The organism is Sorangium sp. So ce295 (assembly GCF_051527405.1).
Classification (GTDB): domain Bacteria; phylum Myxococcota_A; class Polyangia; order Polyangiales; family Polyangiaceae; genus Sorangium; species Sorangium cellulosum_B.
Window position 1 is genome coordinate 10486389 of the sequence record NZ_CP150324.1, and the last position, 16747, is coordinate 10503135.

The following is a 16747-nucleotide window of genomic DNA, read 5'->3' on the forward strand; positions in this document are numbered from 1 at the left end:
GCTACCCGCGCTCGAACGGGCTCGCCTTCCTCGGGTCCACGGCGAGCCAATAGCAGGTGCCCGCCTCCACGGTGACGCGCTGGAGCGAGAGGATCTCCTCGCCTGTCTTCGCCATCGGCGCGCCAGTCAGGAGAGCACGTCGGTCGCAGTCTTCGCCCCGAGGACGTTATCGATCCAGCGATCGAGGATCGCGATGTCCGCGCATGCGTGGATACGCGCGCTCTCGTTGGCGGTCAGCGCGATCCCTGCACGCGCAAGCAGCCGCAGCAGCGTGTCCCTCTTGCCCTTGAGCTCGCCCTCGCGTAGGCCCTTGAGCTCGCCCTCACGTAGGCCCTTGAGCTCGCCCTCACGTAGGCCCTTGAGCTCGCCCTCACGTAGGCCCGCGAGCTTGCTGCGATCCATCAGCTCCCGCACGAACGGAAACCTCGCCTCGTCTTCGATCTGCCGTTCCATGACCAACGCCTCCAGAGCCCGCCGCATGGGCTCACGCAACCCGCTCCAGATGACCTGAAAATAGACCATCGCCTGCTCCTGGTCGAGCCGGCCAAGCGCAACGAGCGCGGGAACTCCACCGGGATGAGCTGGTCGAGCGACGATTCGACGACCCCGGCCGAGGTGTGTGGCGGCACATCGAGGTGGAAGAGCGTCGCGAGCCAGTGGGGCGCGAGCTCGGGGTGCTCGCGGAACATCTCGACGAGGGCGTTGTGCTCGAGCGTCGGCATGACGCTCGGCCTCGAGCACACCCCATGCCCGCGCGAAAACACGGGAGGACCCGAGGGGCGCTCCACCTCAGGGGGTGGCGCCGCCATGGCGGAGGGTCGCGGCCATCCCTCCGGTGAAGCGCCCATCCACGGCGCTGATGGATCCATCCAGAACATCGAATGGTCGGCCGGACGCCGATCGTTACAACTCTCTTCACCGAAGCGCGGCGCGCCGTGCGCCGCCGAAGAGGAGGATCTCATGACCGCTGCTTCCCCGACCGCCGTGACGCTCTCCCTCCTGGCCCGCATCGAGGCCAAGCCCGGCAAGGAGGCCGAGGTCGAGGCGCTCCTCCGCTCCGCCGTCGGCCTCGCCGCCGAGGAGCCGCGGACGATTCACTGGTTCGCGCTGCGCATCGGGACGTCGACGTTCGGTATCTTCGATACCTTCGCGGATGAGGTGGGGCGCAAGGAGCACCTCGCGGGCCGCATCGCCGCAGCGCTCATGGCCAAGGCGCCGGAGCTGCTCGCCGCGCCGCCCGTCATCGAGCACGTGGACATCATCGCCGCGAAGGGTTGACCGGCCGCGCCCGGGCAGCGCGCGAGAGCAGCGCGTCCCAGAAGAGCTGCAAGCCCGGCGCCGGCGTGCGATCGCCCGAGCGCACCAGCGCGACGGTGCGACGGAGGGCCGGATCGACGAGCGGGCGCTGCGACGCGCCCGTCAGCAGCACCGAGTGCTCGGGCATGAAGGCAAAACCCAGCCCCGCGTGGACCAGGCTCTGGACCCAGTCCTCCCGATCGGTCCGGTACGCCGCGTACAGGTCCACGCGCCGCGCGGCGCACACGCCCGTCACCTGCTCGCGCATCTCGCAGGCGAGGCGATCGAGGTAGGGCTCGCCGTCCAGATCCTCGAGCCGCAGGCCCTCGCGCCCGGCCAGGTGGTGGCCAGGCGGGAGGACCACGACGTAGCGCTCCTCGTAGAGGGGCGCCACAACGCACCAGTCCGGGACAGCGTCGCCGAGGTTCGAGACGATGACGTCGACCTCGGCCTCCTCCAGCCGCCGCAGGAGCTCACCCTGCACGGCCACCGCGATCTCCAGCTCCACCCCCGGCGCCTCCACGCGGAACGCCGCCAGCGAGCCCGCGAGCCGCGCGGGCCCGATGGTGCAGAGGATGCCCACACGGAGCGGCACCTGCTTGAGCCGCCGGTGGTTGTCCGCGATCACCTGGACGGCCTGCATCTCGTCCCGCAGCCGCTGGAGCCGCGGCAGCACGCGCTGCCCCAGCGCCGTGAGCTTGGCGCCGCCGCGCTCGCGCAGGACGAGCGGCCCGCCGAGCTCCTCCTCGAGCTTCTTGATGGCGGCCGTGAGCGCGGGCTGCGAGACCGCGCACCGCTCGGCCGCGCGCGTGAAGCTGCGGGTCTCGGTCACCGCAAGGAAATACCGGACCTGATGCATCTCCATGGCCGCGCATCTTCGCCCGGCGACGCCGCCCGCGCCAGGGAGGGCGGCGCGTTCGCTCGGCTCCGATCATGGCTGCCGAGGGAGAAGACGACCGGCGGCCCCCCTCCCCGGGAGGGCGAGGGTCACCGCAGCGCGGTGGTGATCACATAGCGCGTCTCGCCGAACTCCGGATCATCGCATTCCTTGTAATACTCCCCGGAGCGGTTGAGCTTGCCGCAGGACTCCTTGCAACGCCCGACGATCTCGATCATCCCGCAGCCCTCGAGATCGCCGTCGGCGTCCAGGCGGCCGGCGGCGCAGTCGCGCTTCGCCGCGCGCGCGACATCGACGTTCGCCGGGTTGTAACAGGCGCGCAGGTACGGCGTCTCCGTGAAGAGGTTCCCCCAGAAGGCCCCTTCGACATGAGGGTAATCGTCGAGCTCGTCGCACCCGACCTCGTGATGCAGCGGGTTCTGTCGGGAGCGCATCGAGATGCTGACCGAGACTTCATAGCGGTTCGTGTGGGCGGCGAGGCACGCGGAGACCATGCGCTTGCCCTCGTCGTCGAGCGGGCGCCGGTCCCACCGGGGCGCGAGGCCGAGGTGTCCGGGATAGACCTCCTTGTGGGTCACGCCCGCGCGGTCGGTCCAGGAGAACCGGAACGACTGCGACTCCTTGAGCGCGCAGCTGACCGTGTACTTCACGAGCGTGCGGAAGAGATCGCCCCTCTCGCTGGGATCTTTCAGCGCGGAGGCCGCGTCCCTGCTCAGCGCGGCGTGGCTGAGCGCATTGAAGCTCAGCGCATTGAAGCTCAGCGCATTGAAGCTCAGCGCATTGAAGCTCAGCGCGTTGCCGCTCGCGAGCGCGTCAGCGGTCGAGCTGAGCTCCTCTGTTTCATCCCCCGCTTCGAGCGCCTGCTCGGGCGCGACGCAGCCGGTAGCCACGAGAAGGATGCCTGCGCACCCAAGTACAGCACTGGTTTTCACGTGATGAGACCTCGGTAGCGAGCCAAGGGGAGCGCCCACGCTCCCCGATCGCAGCACGCCCTCCGGCGCGTCGCTCAACACAACGACGGCCGGGAACTCTCCACGTCAATGACCAGGGTACGGCAAACCACTTCGACTGTCAGCTATTTAATTGCACGTCCTCCGCGGATTCCGCCGTGGGACAGCAACGTTCAGCCACGTTCAGCGACGCTCAGCCACATTTAATCACGTTCAGCTCTGACAGTTCCGCCCAGCTCCGACAGCTCCGACCCACTGCGCTGCGAGCTCCAGGGTGCGGGCGTTGTCCGGAACGTGTGAGAGAAAGCGCCTGCGCCACTCGGGGTCACGGACGCTCTCCGCCCGGTCGAGCAGCTTGTCGCGCGCAGCGGAGATCGCGGCGGCGGCGCTGGCCTCATCGCCGACCGCGGAGAATGCCTCCGCGTGGACCAGGCGGATCATCGACTCGCCCTCCTCGATCCCGCCGAGCGACTCGAGCGCTGCCAGGGCCTCGCCGGCGGCCGCGAGCGCCTCGGCGGCGCGCCCTAGCCCGATCAGCGCCCGGGCGCGGATCGCCATGGCCGTGACGCGGAACGGCGACGCGCTCTCCAGCGTCTCGGCGAGGCGCGCCTCGCGCTCCGCGCCCGCGAAATCGCCGGCGAGCAGGGCGATCTTCGCGAGGTACGAGCGCGACACCACCTCGGCCCGCGGGTCGCCTAACCGCTGGCTCGAGGCGAGGGCCGCCTCCGCGACGGCCCGCGCCTCCGCGAGCCTGCCGAGGTAGGCAAGGACCTGCCCGAGGCTGGCCTGCGCGGCCGCCACCACCTCGTAGAGGCCCATCCGATCGGCGGCCTCCACCACGGAGCTGAGCGCCGCCTCGGCGCCGCCGAGATCGCCGAGCTCCCCGTAGGAATAGCCCAGGTTCCCGCGGGTGATGCACGCGTTGCGCCGGTCGCCGACCTGCTCGAACGCGGCCAGCGCGGCCTCCAGGCCGGTGACGCAGGCGCTGGGATCGCCCTCGCTCATGGCGCGGAAAGCGCGCGCGTTGTGGAGGCCCGCGACCACCTCCGCGCCCGTCGCAGACCCGTCACGCAGCGCGCGCTCCACCGCGGCGATGAGCGCGTCCACGACGGCAGGGCGGCCGGCGAAGGCCAGCGTCGCCGCGCCCGCGCAGAGGCACGTGCTCCTCGCGCTGCCCGCGCCCTCCAGCGCGGGCGCGACGACCGCCGCGCCCATCCACCGCTCCACGCGGTCGAAGCCGCCCAGCTTGCTCGCGGCCGCGACGGCCTGCGTGACGGCCGCGAACCACGGCGCCGAGCCGGGCGCGAGGTGCCGCGCCGCGTCCGTCCCCCGCTCCTCGGCCAGCGCGAGGTCGCCCCGCCATATGTGCGCCTCGGCCTGGACCAGCCGGAGCGCCCCCACCACCGCGGGCTCCGGCGCGCACTCGAGCCCGCGCTCGGCCCGCGCGATCGCGGCGCCGAGATCGTTGCCCTCCAGGGCGTGCTGCGCCGCGCGCAGGTACGCCGCCGCGGCCCGCGCGGGCACGGCGCCGCGCTCGAAGTGCTCCGCGAGCGCCATCGCGTCGGGCTCGCCCGCGCCCTCCAGCCAGGCGCCCGCCAGCGCGTGGCCCAGCCGCCGGTCGGCCTCCGTCAGCATCCCGTACGCCGCCTCGCGCACCAGCGCGTGCCGGAAGCGGTACTCGACCTCTCCCCGCAGCCGCCCGGGGCCGCGCCGGTGGACCACCTCGCGGCGCTCCAGCTCCGAGAGCCAGCGCGTCACCACCGCGCCCCCGAGCAGCGCGCTCACCGCGCTCGGCCAGAACGCCTGGCCGAACACGCTCGCGGCCCGCAGCACGCGCCGCGCCTCGGCGTCGAGCGCCTCGATGCGCGCCTGCACCATCGCCAGCACCGTCTCCGGCAGGTCCGCGCCGTGGCCGGCCGCCACCGCCCGGACCTGCTCCTCCAGGTAGAACGGGTTGCCGTCCGCCCGGTCCACCAGCGTGGCCACGAGCTCCGCGCGCGCGTCGTCGCCCAGCGCGGCCCGCACCAGCCGCTCGCTCGCCCGGCGCGTGAGCGGCGGCAGCATCATCTGGTTGCCGAAGCGCCCCTGAGACAGCCCCGGAAAGGCCTCGTGCACCTCGGGTCGGGCCAGCCCCAGCACCAGGAACGGCAGATCCCGCAGGCTCCGGAGCGCCGCCTCCACCATCGTCAGGGTGGGCAGGTCGCCCCACTGCAGGTCCTCGAGGATCAGCAGCACCGGCTGCCTCGCGCACTCGGCCCGGATGAACTCCTCCCACGACAGCCGCAGCTGATCGCCCATCAGCTGCCGGTTGCGCCGCGCCGCGCCGACCCGGATGTCGTCGTCCGGGAACGGCGCGCCCAGGAGCTCGCCAAGGAAGGCGCTGACGCGCCCGACGTCGAGCTCCGGGTGCCGCTCGACCCGCGCCCTCACCTTGCGCCGCCGCTCCTCCAGCGGCTCACCGTCGACGATGCCCATCGCGCCCCGCAGCGCGCGCGACAGGAGGCCGAACGCCGAGCCCGAGCTCATCGGGTCCCCCTGCCCGACCCACACCTCCACGGGAGCGCCGTCCGCCAGGTCGGCGTCGCCCCCGCCGCGCGCGCGGTCGGCCGCTCGCGCGTTGCGCGCGGACACCGTCTCGAGGAACTCCTGCCGCAGCCGCGATTTGCCCATGCCGGCCGCCGCGACCACCAGCAGCGCGCCGGAGGTCGACTCCTCGATGCTCCGATCGAGCTCCGCGGTCAGCACCGCGAGCTCCCGCTCCCGCCCGAAGCACGCCACCGGCTTGCCGAGCAGCGCCGGCGCCAGCGTCACCTTGAGGTCGTCCCGCGCCCCGTGGAGGAAGCGCGCGCCGCCCTCGGAGCTCGTCTCGAACCGGCCGCCCAGCAGCCCCGCCGTCACCTCGTCGATGCGCACCGCGGCGACCGCGCCCGGCTCGCCGCGCGACGGCAGGAGCTGGACCGCCCGGTCGATGAGCTCGCCCATCGGGATGCGCGACGTCAGCTCGGCCCGGCCGGTCACGAGCGAGACCTGCGCGCCCCCGAGCAATGCGCGCAGCGACAGCGCGCAGCGCGCGGCCTGCGCGGCGAGATCGGTGGCCGCCTCGGCGCTCGTCAGCACGAGCAGCGGCGATCTCGCGTCGATGAGCTCGATCTGGCCCTGGTAGCGCTCGGCGAGCGCGTAGAGCTCGTCGGCGCGGCCCGTCGCCCGCGCGTGCTCCTCCTCCTGCGAGCGCGTCACCTCCTCGGGCGCCGAGCGCTCGTGCGCGAGCACGAGGCACGTGACGCGCCGCTCGCTGCTCGTGAGCTCCAGGACGGGCGCCAGCGCGGCAGGGTAGGCGCCATCCGCCGCGCCGGCGCGGCTGAGGTCGATCGCGCGGAGCTCCTCGGCGACGGCCGCGCCGTCGCGGGGGCGCCCGTCTGGCTGCTTCGCGAGCATCCTGGTGACGAGGGCGTCGAGGTCGTCCGGCAAGTCCGGGCGGACCTCGCGGAGGCGCGGCGGCTCGTCGAGCAGCACCTTGACCATCACGGCGAGCGCCCCGGCGCCCTGGAAGGCGGCGCGCCCGGTGAGGCACTTGAAGAGCACGCAGCCGAGCGCGAACACGTCGGCGCGGGCGTCGACGCGCCGCTCGCCGCGCGCCTGCTCGGGCGCCATGTACTCCGGGGTCCCGAGGACGGTGCCCGGCAGGGTGAGCTGCTGGTCGATCCGGAAGCGCGCGATCCCGAAGTCGAGCACCATCGCGCGATCGAGCCGCCCCTCGACGAGGACCAGGTTGCTCGGCTTGAGGTCGCGGTGCACGACGCCCTGCCCGTGGAGGGCGCCGAGCGTCTCCGCGATCCGCGCGACGACGTCGACGCTCTCGGCGGGGGTGAGCCCTCGCCGCGCGATGCGCTCGGCGAGCGTCTCCCCGGCGAGCCACTCCATCACCAGATACGGCTTGCCGCCCGCCGCGACGCCGTGGGCGATGTACCGGACGACGCCGGGGACGCGCAGCGCCGAGAGCGCCTCCACCTCGCAGGAGAAGCGGCTGAGCTCACCCTTGTCGGCGCGGCGAAGCACCTTGAGAGCCACCGTGTCGCCGCTTCGCCGGTCGCGCGCCCGGTAGACGTGCCCCATCCCGCCCGAGCCCGCGAGGCCCTCGATCTGGAACCGCTCGTCGACGATCTCTCCGACGCGCATCAACGGCCGTGAATCCAGCGATATCACGCGCGCCCCCCTCCTGGTCTGGATACAGGCCCGGGATGGTATGGCGACTCACCTCCACGGCGGTCGCGACCGGATCGAACGCGCGATGCGGCGCGTCAGGGCTGGAGTCTCACGAAGAACACGCCGGGGCGCTCGGGGAGGACCGGCTCCGCGCACGCGCTGGCCGCCCGCCGGCGCGAACGAGGGTTCTCGACGGATACGTGCGTGTGCGCAGGCCGTCCGGGTGGTGCGCCGAGCGCGGGTAAATCGTCGACAACGAGGGCGCCCGTGATGGGGGAACGGCGCCGGCGCCGGAGAGGGCGCCCCGGGTGCCGTGTTCTGCGGGCTCGGTTCAAGGCATCTGAAAGGCATCCAAGGGCGCATCGCGCCCTGTCGATAAGCTACGTAGTCGCGTCCTGTCGATGGGTCGGTCTGGCGCATCGCGGACCTCGTCATCGCGCCGGCGAGGAGACCTCGCCTGCGCCATCGACGAACGCGAGACGCCGCCCACGGCGCCCAGGGTGGGCGCTCGAGCGGCAAGGAGGCGGCGCGCATCCAGAGGGCGGCCCCGAGGCGCGCTCGCCGGCGGCCCGGCACCTCCGCCCGCGGCGTGGTGTCAGGACGTCCGCGCGGTGCGAGCGAGGACGGAGACGGCGCTGGGCGGACATCATGAATGAAGTTTTTCTCTCCTGACGTTATCTTCGCCTCGGCGGCGTTTGTGATGAAGATCTTGTGCCCCGACGCCGTCTCCGCCTGGGTGGCGTTCGCGAGCTGGCTCGGCGACCAAGGTGGCTGTTGACATCCACCCGCGGAGCTGCAATGTCTCTCGCTGCGCTTGCCCTTACCCACAGGAGACGTCGGATGTCGATGAGCAAGAAGCTGATGAGTGCCGTGTTGATGACCGTCGGCATTGGCTTTGCTGGAGCCGCGTGGGCCGCTGGCGGGACCGCGGACCTCCCCGCATCCGTCGCCGAGAAGAAGGATTTCGGCTGCGGTGCAAAAGGACAGAAGGCCTGTCCGATGCAGGGCTGGATGAAGACGGTGATGCAGTCGGCGACCACGAGCGGCGACGGCGCGAAGATCGCGGAGGCGCTGAAGTACGTGGCGGCGAGGCCGCCGAAGGGTATGGACAAGTGGGTCGCGATCTCGAACGACGGCATCGAGAAGGCCAAGAAGGGCGACATCGACGGTGCCAAAGCGAGCTGCAAGACCTGCCACGATCTGTACAAGGCGGAGTACAAAGAGAAGCTCCGCGACGCCGCTTTCTGAGGCGCTTCTCTCCTCTTTAGCCCTCTTCCCTCCCTCCCCTCTTCCTTGCGCGCGCCGAGAGCGCGCCTCCTTGCGGCAGCCCTGGCCGGTCACGCCGGGGCTCGCCTGCCGCTGAGCGGCGCCGGCCATGAAGCCGGCCCGCGGGCCAGAGCCCCCGTCGGGTGCGCGCCGGACGGCGCAGATCAGCAGCCGCCGCCGGCAGCCGCGCAGATCTCCTGGGGCGTGAGCGTCCGGCCGAAGATGCGGAGGCTGTCGAGCAGCCCGTTGAACTCGTCTTCCCCCGAGGGCTCGTCCGAGCCGATGTGGACGGGCTGTTCGCCTGAGGCGATCACCGGGCCAGAGGGGCTCCGGTCGACCTCGACGCCGTTCACGTAGAGGCTCTGCGTCTGGCCATCAGAGAGACAGGCGACGTGCGTCCACTGCCCGGGAACGATGGGGTAAGCCACGTTCCGCTCGACGCCCATGGTGCAGCGGATCTGTCCGCCCGGCATCAGGAAGAGCGAAGGCTTCCCGCCGCTGTCGATCACGGTGTATCGCCGCTTCTCGGGGAGAGAGGAGGGGTTGATCCAGACATCGATGGTCATCGCGGAGGCGGTCCATGCGGCGTCGTGACGGAAGTAGAGTTTGCTCCCCATCTTCACCGAGAGCGCCTGCCCGGCCCGGCCAGGCGCGTAGTGCAGGCTGCGCACCCGCTCGGGCGTGAAGTGATGCTGCGAGGCGTCGTCGGGGTTCCCCTCGAACGCGAAGCACGCGATCAGCGATGGAGCTGCCGCCCCGCACAGCGGCTTGGGAGCGCCGCCAGGCTCTTCGACCTGAGCGCCGCCGGGTTCTTCGACCGGATCCCCGCCGGGCTCTTCGACCGGATCGCCGCCGGGTTCTTCCGTCGGCGTTCCGCCGGGTTCTTCCGCCGGCCCGCCGCCAGGCTCTTCGACGGGAGCGCCGCCCGGCTCTTCGACGGGAGCGCCGTCAGGCTGTCCGGCGATGGCTCCGCCGGGTTCTCCAGCGGGATCGCCGCCAGGTCCTCCGGGTTGAGCTTCGGATTCACCTGACCCGCCTGTGCCTCTCGTGTCGAGGGCGCAGCCAGGCAGCGACAGAAGAAGCACGGCGATGCCGGCCAGGCGATGTGCAGAGTGATAAGATTTGCAAAGCATGCTGCGTTTCCTACGGGGCGCTCAGCGTAGCTCAGAACGCCGCTCCCTGTCACCGTGCCTCGCACGGAGGCTCGACTCGCGCCGGCGCGCCACGCGACGATGCAGTGAGAAGAAAAATGCACCACAGAGGCGCAGAAGAAGAGGCGCGGAGTGCATGGCGGTCGCTCGCTGCTCTCTCCTGTGAACCCTCCGCGTCTCCTGGGTCGCGTTCGAGCAAAGAGAAGACCGTGAGCGCGGACGGGCCGGCGTTTTTTTACGGTGGTGGACGACAAGTAGACTGTTGCTCGACGTCGTGCTCCGGTTCATGGACGGATTCATGGACCGACACGGGGCTCCGCTCCTGCTGCTCACGGCGACGTGGCTCCTGGCCGGCTGCGACAGGGAGGCCCCCCCACCTCGGCCGGACGCGACGCCTGACGGCGACGGAGGAGGAGGGGCGGCCGCGCCGGGGTGCGCGGCCGGCGAGCGCACGACCGATTCTGGGTGCGAGCCCGCGGGCATCCCGCCCGAGGCCTGCGGCGCCCGCTTCACGCCGGGCGACCGAGCGTGCGCGCCTGTCCTGCCGGATGCCCCCTGCCCTGCGGGGACGATGGCCGTGCCGGGGGAGACCGCCTGTCGCGAGGTCGCGCCGTGCGGTGAGGCGCCATGGGGCGACATCGCCCTGGACGAGGGGACACAACACGTCGACGGCGCCTATCCAGGGGGCGACTCCGATGGCACGCCGGAGAGGCCGTGGACGACCGTCGGCGAGGGCCTCCGCGCGGCCGCGCCCGGCGCGGTCGTCGCGATCGCGGCGGGGACGTATCCAGAGGACGTGATCGTCAACAAGCCAGTACGGCTGTGGGGGAGGTGCCCGGCGCTCGTCGAGATCGCCGGGGCAGGGCCGGACACGGCCGCGGCCATCGAAGTCGGCGCGGGCGCCGACGCGGCCGAGATACGGGGCGTCGCGATCCGCAGCGCGGGGCAAGGTATCCTGGTCTCGGGCTCGAGCGGCGTCGTGATCGACGAGGTCTGGGTGGCCGGCGCGGGCGCCCAGGGCATCAAGGTGGACAACGCGCAAGGCCCGGCGGCGCTCACCGTCCGTGGCTCGCTCGTCGAAGGGGCCCATCGGGTCGGCGCGCACAGCGCGGGCGCCGAGCTCGCCCTCGAGTCGTCCGTCGTGCGAGGAACCCTCGAGTCCGGCGAGGTCGAGGGGACGGGCGTCGGCGCGAACAGGGGAGAGGGCAACACGGCCGCCTCGATCACGATACGCGCATCCATCGTCGAGCAGAGCCACGGAACCGGCGTGTACCTCATCGCCTCCGAGGCGCTCGTCGAGGACAGCGTGATCCGCGACAGCACCGGAATCGACACCAACGCCGCCGGGATGGGCGTGCTGGCCATCCGGAACAGCCGGGGCCAGCCGAGCCAGGTGACCTTGAGGCGCAGCGTCCTCGAGGCCAACGAGGAGGCGGGGATCTGGGTCCAGGGCTCGTCCGCCGTCGTCGAGGATACGGTCGTGCGCGACACGCGGCCTTACCCGGACAAGCTGGCGACGGGGTGGGGCATCTACATCGCCGCCGACCTCGAGGAGGGCCTGCGCTCCGAGGCGACCCTGCAACGCGTGGTCGTCGAGCAGAGCCGCTACGTGGGCGTCGCGATCCTGAGCTCCGACGCCTCGCTCGACGGCGTGCTCGTGCGGAACACCCTGCCGCGCGACGCGGACGGGAAGCACGGCGTCGGGCTCGCGGTGGCCTCCCGGGGCCCGCTGCGCGGCGACGTCACGGCGCGCGGCTCCGTTGTCGAGGGGAGCCGCACCGCGGGTGTCTTCATCGAGGGCGCCGACGCGACGCTGGAGCGGGTCGCGGTCCGCCGCACGCTCCCGCAGGCGTCGGACGGGCGTTTCGGCCGGGGGATCGAGGTCCACGCGCTCGACGCGCCGGACGGGCGGAGCGGCCTCGTGATCCGGTCGTCGCTCGTCGAGGAGAGCGTCGATTCGGGGCTCGCCCTCTTCGGATCCGTGGCCACCCTGGAGGAGACCACGGTCCGCGGCACGCGGAGCTCAGCCGATGGGCTCCAGGGAAACGGCGTCACGATCGTCAAGGACCCCGGCGACTCGGAGGCCACGTTGACCGGCGTGCGCATCGAGGCGAGCGACGGCGCCGCCGTCGCGAGCTTCGGCGCCTCGGTGGCGCTCGCGCGCAGCACCATCGAGTGCAACTTCATCGATCTCAACGTCGAGACGGAGAGCGGCACGGCGGGCAAGATCACCGACGGCGGCCAGAACCAGTGCGGCTGTCAGGGCGTGAGCGTCCCGTGCAGGGCGAAGAGCGCGGGGCTCGCGCCGCCGGAGCCGCTGCCGGAAGCGCTGTGACGCCGGCCTCGCCTCAGCCCGGCTCCCGCCGGGCGCGGCGCGGATCCCCCGCTGCGCTCCTCCGCGCCTCCGGCTGGCAGGCCGGGCAGAAGATCGCGTCGTGCCCGTGGACGCTCGCGCGACGGAGCTTGTCGCCGCAGCGCGGGCACGGCTGGCCCGGGCGCCCGCGGACCTTGAGGAAGTCGCGCAGCCGCTCGTCCAGCGCCGGCGCGCGCCGGGCGATCGTCCGGGTCGCGTCGCCGAGGACACGGGCGATCGCCACGTGCAGGCGGTCGGTCTCCTCCTCGGAGAGGCTCTGGACCGTCGCCTTCGGGTGGATCCTTGCCTCGAAGAGCACCTCGTCGGCGTACGAGTCTCCCATGGAGTCGAGCGCCGTCCCGTCCATCAGGAAATCCTTGGCGAGGTCGCGCCGCCCGCGCGCGGCGGCGCGGAACGCCTCCTGCGTGAACACCCGGGGATCGAGGACGTCGAGGCCGACGCGCTGGAGCCCGGGGATCCTGTCGAAATCGCCCCGCGCGAGCACGTGGACCTTGCTCATCTGCACGTCGTCTCGGACCCTGAGCTCGCGGCCGTCCCCGAGGGTCAGCGAGAAGGCGAGATCGGTCGGAATCCGCGTCTCTCCTGGCCGCGTGATCGAGAACCGCCCTGCCAGCATCGGGGAGATCACGAGATCGAACGCGCGCGCCCCGTCGAGCTCGAAGACCACGGCGTGCGCCCGCCGCGCCACGCGCCGGATCGCCGCGCCCGGCAAGAGCGCGTCGAGGCGCTCCGGGAGCAGGACGTGCAGCACCACCGAGTTCTCGGCCCGCGCCGCGGCCACGGCCGCGCCCGCGAGCTCGCGCGCGAGGATCGGAACGACGTACTCCAGGTCCGGGCGCTCGGGCACGCCTCCAGGATACAGATCTCGCCGCGAAGATCGCGCGACTTCGGGCGAGGCGCGAAAAAGAGGCGCGGCGGCGCGCCGATTACGCGCTGATTACCCGCTGATTACGCGCTGATTACCCGCTGATTACCCGCTGATTACGCGCTGATCACGCGCTGATCCGCGGGGACTCCTCGCCGAGCGCGGCCTCGCCGGCATCGCCCCGCCTCGGCCGCTGCGCCCCCTGGATCACGAGATCCTGGCGCCGTGCGAGCGCGTACACGACGCGGATGAGCGCCGTCTTGAAGGCCTTCTCCGGCGGCGGGTTCAGGTGCACGACCCTGCGCTCGCCCGGCGGCGCGACATGGCTCGCGCCCCGGCGCGAGCCCCGCTGCGCGACGGGGCTCGCGCCGCCGGGCTGGTCCTCCTTCGGCTCCTCGAGCTCCAGCGCGATGGGGATGGCGCCCCGGGGCTCGAGCGCCGACCGGATGTCGTCGAAGCGGAGCTCGCCGCCCGCCTGCCCCGCCTCGTCGGGCGGCGGCGCCTCGATGCGGACGAGGTCCTGCCCGCCCTCGCCGAGGAGCTCATCGTAAAGAGCCGTTACTCCCGGCACGAAGGCGCTGTGGACCATGAAATAGTTCTTGATGCGCTCGGTGCTGACGAGGCTGACCCGCACGGCCAGGCCGCACTTGTCGGGGGCAAGGAGGCTCCGGACGTGCTCGCCCTTCGCCACCGAGGAGAACTCCGCGAGCACGTGCAGCGCCCTGCCGTGCGCGAGCTCCCGGCTCGCCAGCGCCCGCGCGAAGCGGATGACCCGCATCGCCGTGCGGGCGTCGCGATCGAGCCCCTCGGGCTCGCTCAGGAACACCGCCGCGGAGAGCGGCGCGCCGCGCGCCACGCAGCGGACCGCGAGCGAGGCGAGGTCGTGCCCGTGCTGCGTGTACACCGTCGCGCTGCCCCCGCGCGGGAGCGAGAGCATCGCCCCGTCCGAGCCCGGCGGCGCGCCGCCCGGGCCGGGCGTCACGCCGAGCGAGGCGAGCCGATCGGGGAGCGGCATCCGCTCGTCCCCGCGCTCCCCGAGGACCAGCGTCACCTCGACGCCCGGCACGAACCGCGCGAGCGCGTGCAGCAGCGAGGGCAGCGCGGCGCTGTACCCGACGATCAGCACCCGCTCGATCTCGCCGAGGTGCAGCGAGAGCTTCGCCGCCCACGCGTGCGCCGCCGTCGCGCCGTCCGGCGCCGCGGCGCGCTCGATCCCCCGCCCCCTGTAGAGCTCTCGCCCGTAGTCCAGGAGCGGCGCATACGTCGCCGATACGCCGATGAGCCCCCTGAGCCGCTGCGCCGGCACCCGGCCCGCCCGCGCGCCGAGGGCCCACGCCGGCGACCCCTCGGGCGGATCGAGCAGCGGATTCAGCCACGGCACGAGCCCCTCGACCGACACGAGCTTGCCCTCCTCGCGCTTCGGCACCGCCGCCTCGTCCCCGAGGAACACCCCCGCGAGGATCACCTGCTTCTCGCAGGCGGCGCGCGCCATGTCCGAGAACGAGAGCTCGTGCTTCGGCGCCTTGCCGAGCTTGCCGACGGCTCCGGCCGCCTCCTCGCCCAGGAAGATGTGCGTGTAGAACTCGGAGCCGTCCGCGGTCATGAGGTCGGTGTAGAGGGACTCCACGCCCGGCGTGAGCAGGTGCTGGCAGAGGAAGAAGCCGAGGAACCGCTGCATGTCGAGCGGATGTGTCCCGGGCCCGCCCACCTCCTGGATGAGATCGCGGTTCTTGCTCTCCTGCACCTCGACGAACACGTGGCCGTGCGGGTTCTGCGTCCGGAACGAGGAGAGCGTCATCGCCGTCAGGGCGTCGGCGTCGGGCCCCGCGTCGGGCCGCGCGAGGATCAACGCCCGCTTCGCCTCGGCCGCGCCCACGAGCTCGAGCGCCTCCGGCTGCGCGCTGTCCCCCTGGCGGTAGCTCACCCAGCGCATCCCCGGCGCGTAGAGGTAGGCGGGCGGGTCGTCCTCGGTGCCGAGGAGCGCCATCCGCGGCAGGGCGTGGCGGGTCGGCGGGGGCCCGCGGCGGATGAGCCACAGCCAGAGCTCGGCGAGCCGGATGCTCCGGAGCGCGCGGTGGCGCTCGTACAGCCGGACGAACTCCTGCACCAGCATCTCGGCCTCGTGCACCGGGCCGATCACGAGCGCGTGCCCCGCGTAGCGGACCGGCCGCCGCCGCGCCGCGCGCACGACCTGGTCGACCACGTTGGCGCCGATGCCGATGATGAACGACGTGATGAAGACGCCCACCATGGTGAGGCCGAGCGAGACGACGGCCACGACGGGGTGGACCCGGAGGTTCTCGACGAGGTTGTCGGCGCTCTCGATCTGCCGGAAAGACCACCAGATCCGGTCGATGAAGTCGGTGTCCGGGGTCGGGCCGCGGCCATCGTAGTCGTGCGTGATCGCGAGGTGGCTGAGCAGCACGGAGGAGCCGAACGCGAGCCCCCAGACGGCGAGCGTGACGAGCCCGAACTGCTCGAGCAGCTCGCGCCGCGTCATGATCGCGTAGAGGTCGATCGCGATCTCGCGCGTGAAGCGCAGGAGCAGGAAGAGCCGCGAGAGCCGCAGCATGGGGAGGGCGTGGGCGGCGTGCGCGTCGAGGATCCGCTCGAGCGGCAGGAAGCTGACCCAGGCGATGATGTCGAAGGCGAAGAGGAGCACGTCGAGGCGCGATCGCCCGTCCCCGCGCTGGTGGAGGAGGACGGCCCGGAAGAGGAGCTCGACGCCGAAGATCGCCAGGAAATACGGGCGGAGCTGCTCGTCGAGGCCCTGGATGGGCAGGACCGAGACGAGGATCAGGAGCGAGATCGCGGCCTTGACGGGGCGGGTCTCCAGCCCGCCGGCGAGGCGGTGGAGCAGGGGCAGGCGGGGCGCCATGGGCGGCAAGGATAGGCGACCTCGCGCGCGGCTGCTGTAAGCTCGCCGGGTGCCTGCTCGCCGATCGCGCGCCGGTCACGCGCGCGGAGGCCGCGGCGGCGCTCGCCGCACCTCAGATCGCCGGCGGCGCCCACCGACGCACGGTCGGACGAGCGAAGGTGTAGAGGGCGTCGATCGTGCGACGTGGAGGAGCCCGAAGGTAAGTTGCTCGGTGAATCGACCACGCGTGGAAGATACACGCGTCTCCGGCGCGCAAGACGACGCGCGCGGCGTTCGGCATGTCCGGCGTGGTCCGGTCGGCGCCCCTGCGGATCCGGAGCTCGTCCGGGGTGTCCCAGCGGGCGTGGGAGCCGGGGACGATCTCGAGCCGATCGTCGTCTTCCAGCGCCACCCTGAAGTGGACCGATGTCGTCGTCGCGATGATCGCGCGCTCGATTTCTGGATCGGATTGGCCGAACTGGCTGTCTCGGTGCCAGTCCCCGTCCCAGTCGCGCCTCGTCTGCTCGTGGTAGTAATGCGCGTCCTTCAGGCGCGGGACGTCTTCCTCTCCTTCTCCCGCTCCCGCACGCGAGAGGCCGGCGAGCAGCTCGCAGACACGCCGGGAGCCGACGAACGCGGAGATGAGCTCCAGCGCGCAAGGATCGTCCTGAAAGCAGGTCGCGCCGTCCGTGAGGAGCGAGATCCTGGGGGTCGAGTGACCCGTCTCCCGGGAGAGCGCTCGTGTGCGGAGGAGCGCGGCGTCGCACGCGCGGCGGAGCTCGGCGCGCTCGGCGATGTCGAGGAAAGCGCGCATGATGAAGAAGCCTTGCGCGCGAAAGGCGTCGATTCGATCTCTCGTTGACGTGCTCATCTTGACCTCGCGATAC

The 16747-nt window shown here is 72.2% G+C and carries 12 protein-coding genes; 3 read left to right on the forward strand and 9 right to left on the reverse strand.

Annotated elements, in window-relative coordinates; translation table 11 throughout:
• Positions 1-126 precede the first annotated feature (126 nt).
• Positions 127-453, reverse strand: a complete 327-nt coding sequence (locus tag WMF11_RS39830) for a hypothetical protein (RefSeq protein ID WP_437974519.1) — start codon at positions 451-453, stop codon at positions 127-129.
• Between the two features lie 507 nt (positions 454-960).
• Between WMF11_RS39830 and WMF11_RS39835 the strand changes: the two genes are divergently transcribed.
• Positions 961-1278, forward strand: coding sequence for a putative quinol monooxygenase (locus WMF11_RS39835; protein ID WP_437904368.1), 318 nt, complete (start codon positions 961-963; stop codon positions 1276-1278).
• Here WMF11_RS39835 and WMF11_RS39840 read toward each other — a convergent pair.
• The 3 genes from WMF11_RS39840 to WMF11_RS39850 form a co-directional block, all read right to left on the reverse strand.
• A complete protein-coding gene (locus tag WMF11_RS39840) occupies positions 1259-2161 on the reverse strand; it encodes a LysR family transcriptional regulator (protein WP_437974520.1) in 903 nt (300 codons plus the stop codon). The genes WMF11_RS39835 and WMF11_RS39840 overlap by 20 nt on opposite strands.
• A 122-nt stretch (positions 2162-2283) precedes the next feature.
• Entirely contained in the window at positions 2284-3084 is an 801-nt protein-coding gene (locus WMF11_RS39845) for a hypothetical protein (protein WP_437974521.1), read from the reverse strand.
• A 273-nt stretch (positions 3085-3357) separates the two neighbouring features.
• Positions 3358-7320: a serine/threonine-protein kinase gene (locus WMF11_RS39850; RefSeq protein WP_437974522.1), complete on the reverse strand. Its 3963-nt coding sequence runs from the start codon at positions 7318-7320 to the stop codon at positions 3358-3360.
• 873 nt (positions 7321-8193) lie between these two features.
• On the opposite strand from WMF11_RS39850, the gene WMF11_RS39855 reads away from it, so the two are divergent.
• Entirely contained in the window at positions 8194-8595 is a 402-nt protein-coding gene (locus WMF11_RS39855; protein WP_437904376.1) for a hypothetical protein, read from the forward strand.
• Positions 8596-8777: 182 nt separating this feature from the next.
• On the opposite strand, the gene WMF11_RS39860 is transcribed toward WMF11_RS39855, so the two are convergent.
• Positions 8778-9230: a LamG domain-containing protein gene (locus WMF11_RS39860; protein WP_437974523.1), complete on the reverse strand. Its 453-nt coding sequence runs from the start codon at positions 9228-9230 to the stop codon at positions 8778-8780.
• Positions 9231-9349: 119 nt separating this feature from the next.
• Positions 9350-9640, reverse strand: a complete 291-nt coding sequence (locus tag WMF11_RS39865) for a hypothetical protein (RefSeq protein WP_437904380.1) — start codon at positions 9638-9640, stop codon at positions 9350-9352.
• 422 nt (positions 9641-10062) lie between these two features.
• Between WMF11_RS39865 and WMF11_RS39870 the strand changes: the two genes are divergently transcribed.
• Entirely contained in the window at positions 10063-12099 is a 2037-nt protein-coding gene (locus WMF11_RS39870) for a hypothetical protein (protein WP_437974524.1), read from the forward strand.
• A gap of 13 nt (positions 12100-12112) precedes the next feature.
• Here WMF11_RS39870 and WMF11_RS39875 read toward each other — a convergent pair whose 3' ends face one another.
• From WMF11_RS39875 to WMF11_RS39885, 3 genes are all read right to left on the reverse strand, one after another.
• Entirely contained in the window at positions 12113-12985 is an 873-nt protein-coding gene (locus WMF11_RS39875) for a DNA-formamidopyrimidine glycosylase family protein (RefSeq protein ID WP_437974525.1), read from the reverse strand.
• Positions 12986-13130: 145 nt separating this feature from the next.
• Complete coding sequence (locus WMF11_RS39880) at positions 13131-15881, reverse strand: hypothetical protein (RefSeq protein ID WP_437974526.1); 2751 nt, start codon at positions 15879-15881, stop codon at positions 13131-13133.
• A gap of 112 nt (positions 15882-15993) precedes the next feature.
• A complete protein-coding gene (locus WMF11_RS39885) occupies positions 15994-16731 on the reverse strand; it encodes a phytanoyl-CoA dioxygenase family protein (RefSeq protein WP_437904386.1) in 738 nt (245 codons plus the stop codon).
• Positions 16732-16747: the final 16 nt, after the last annotated feature.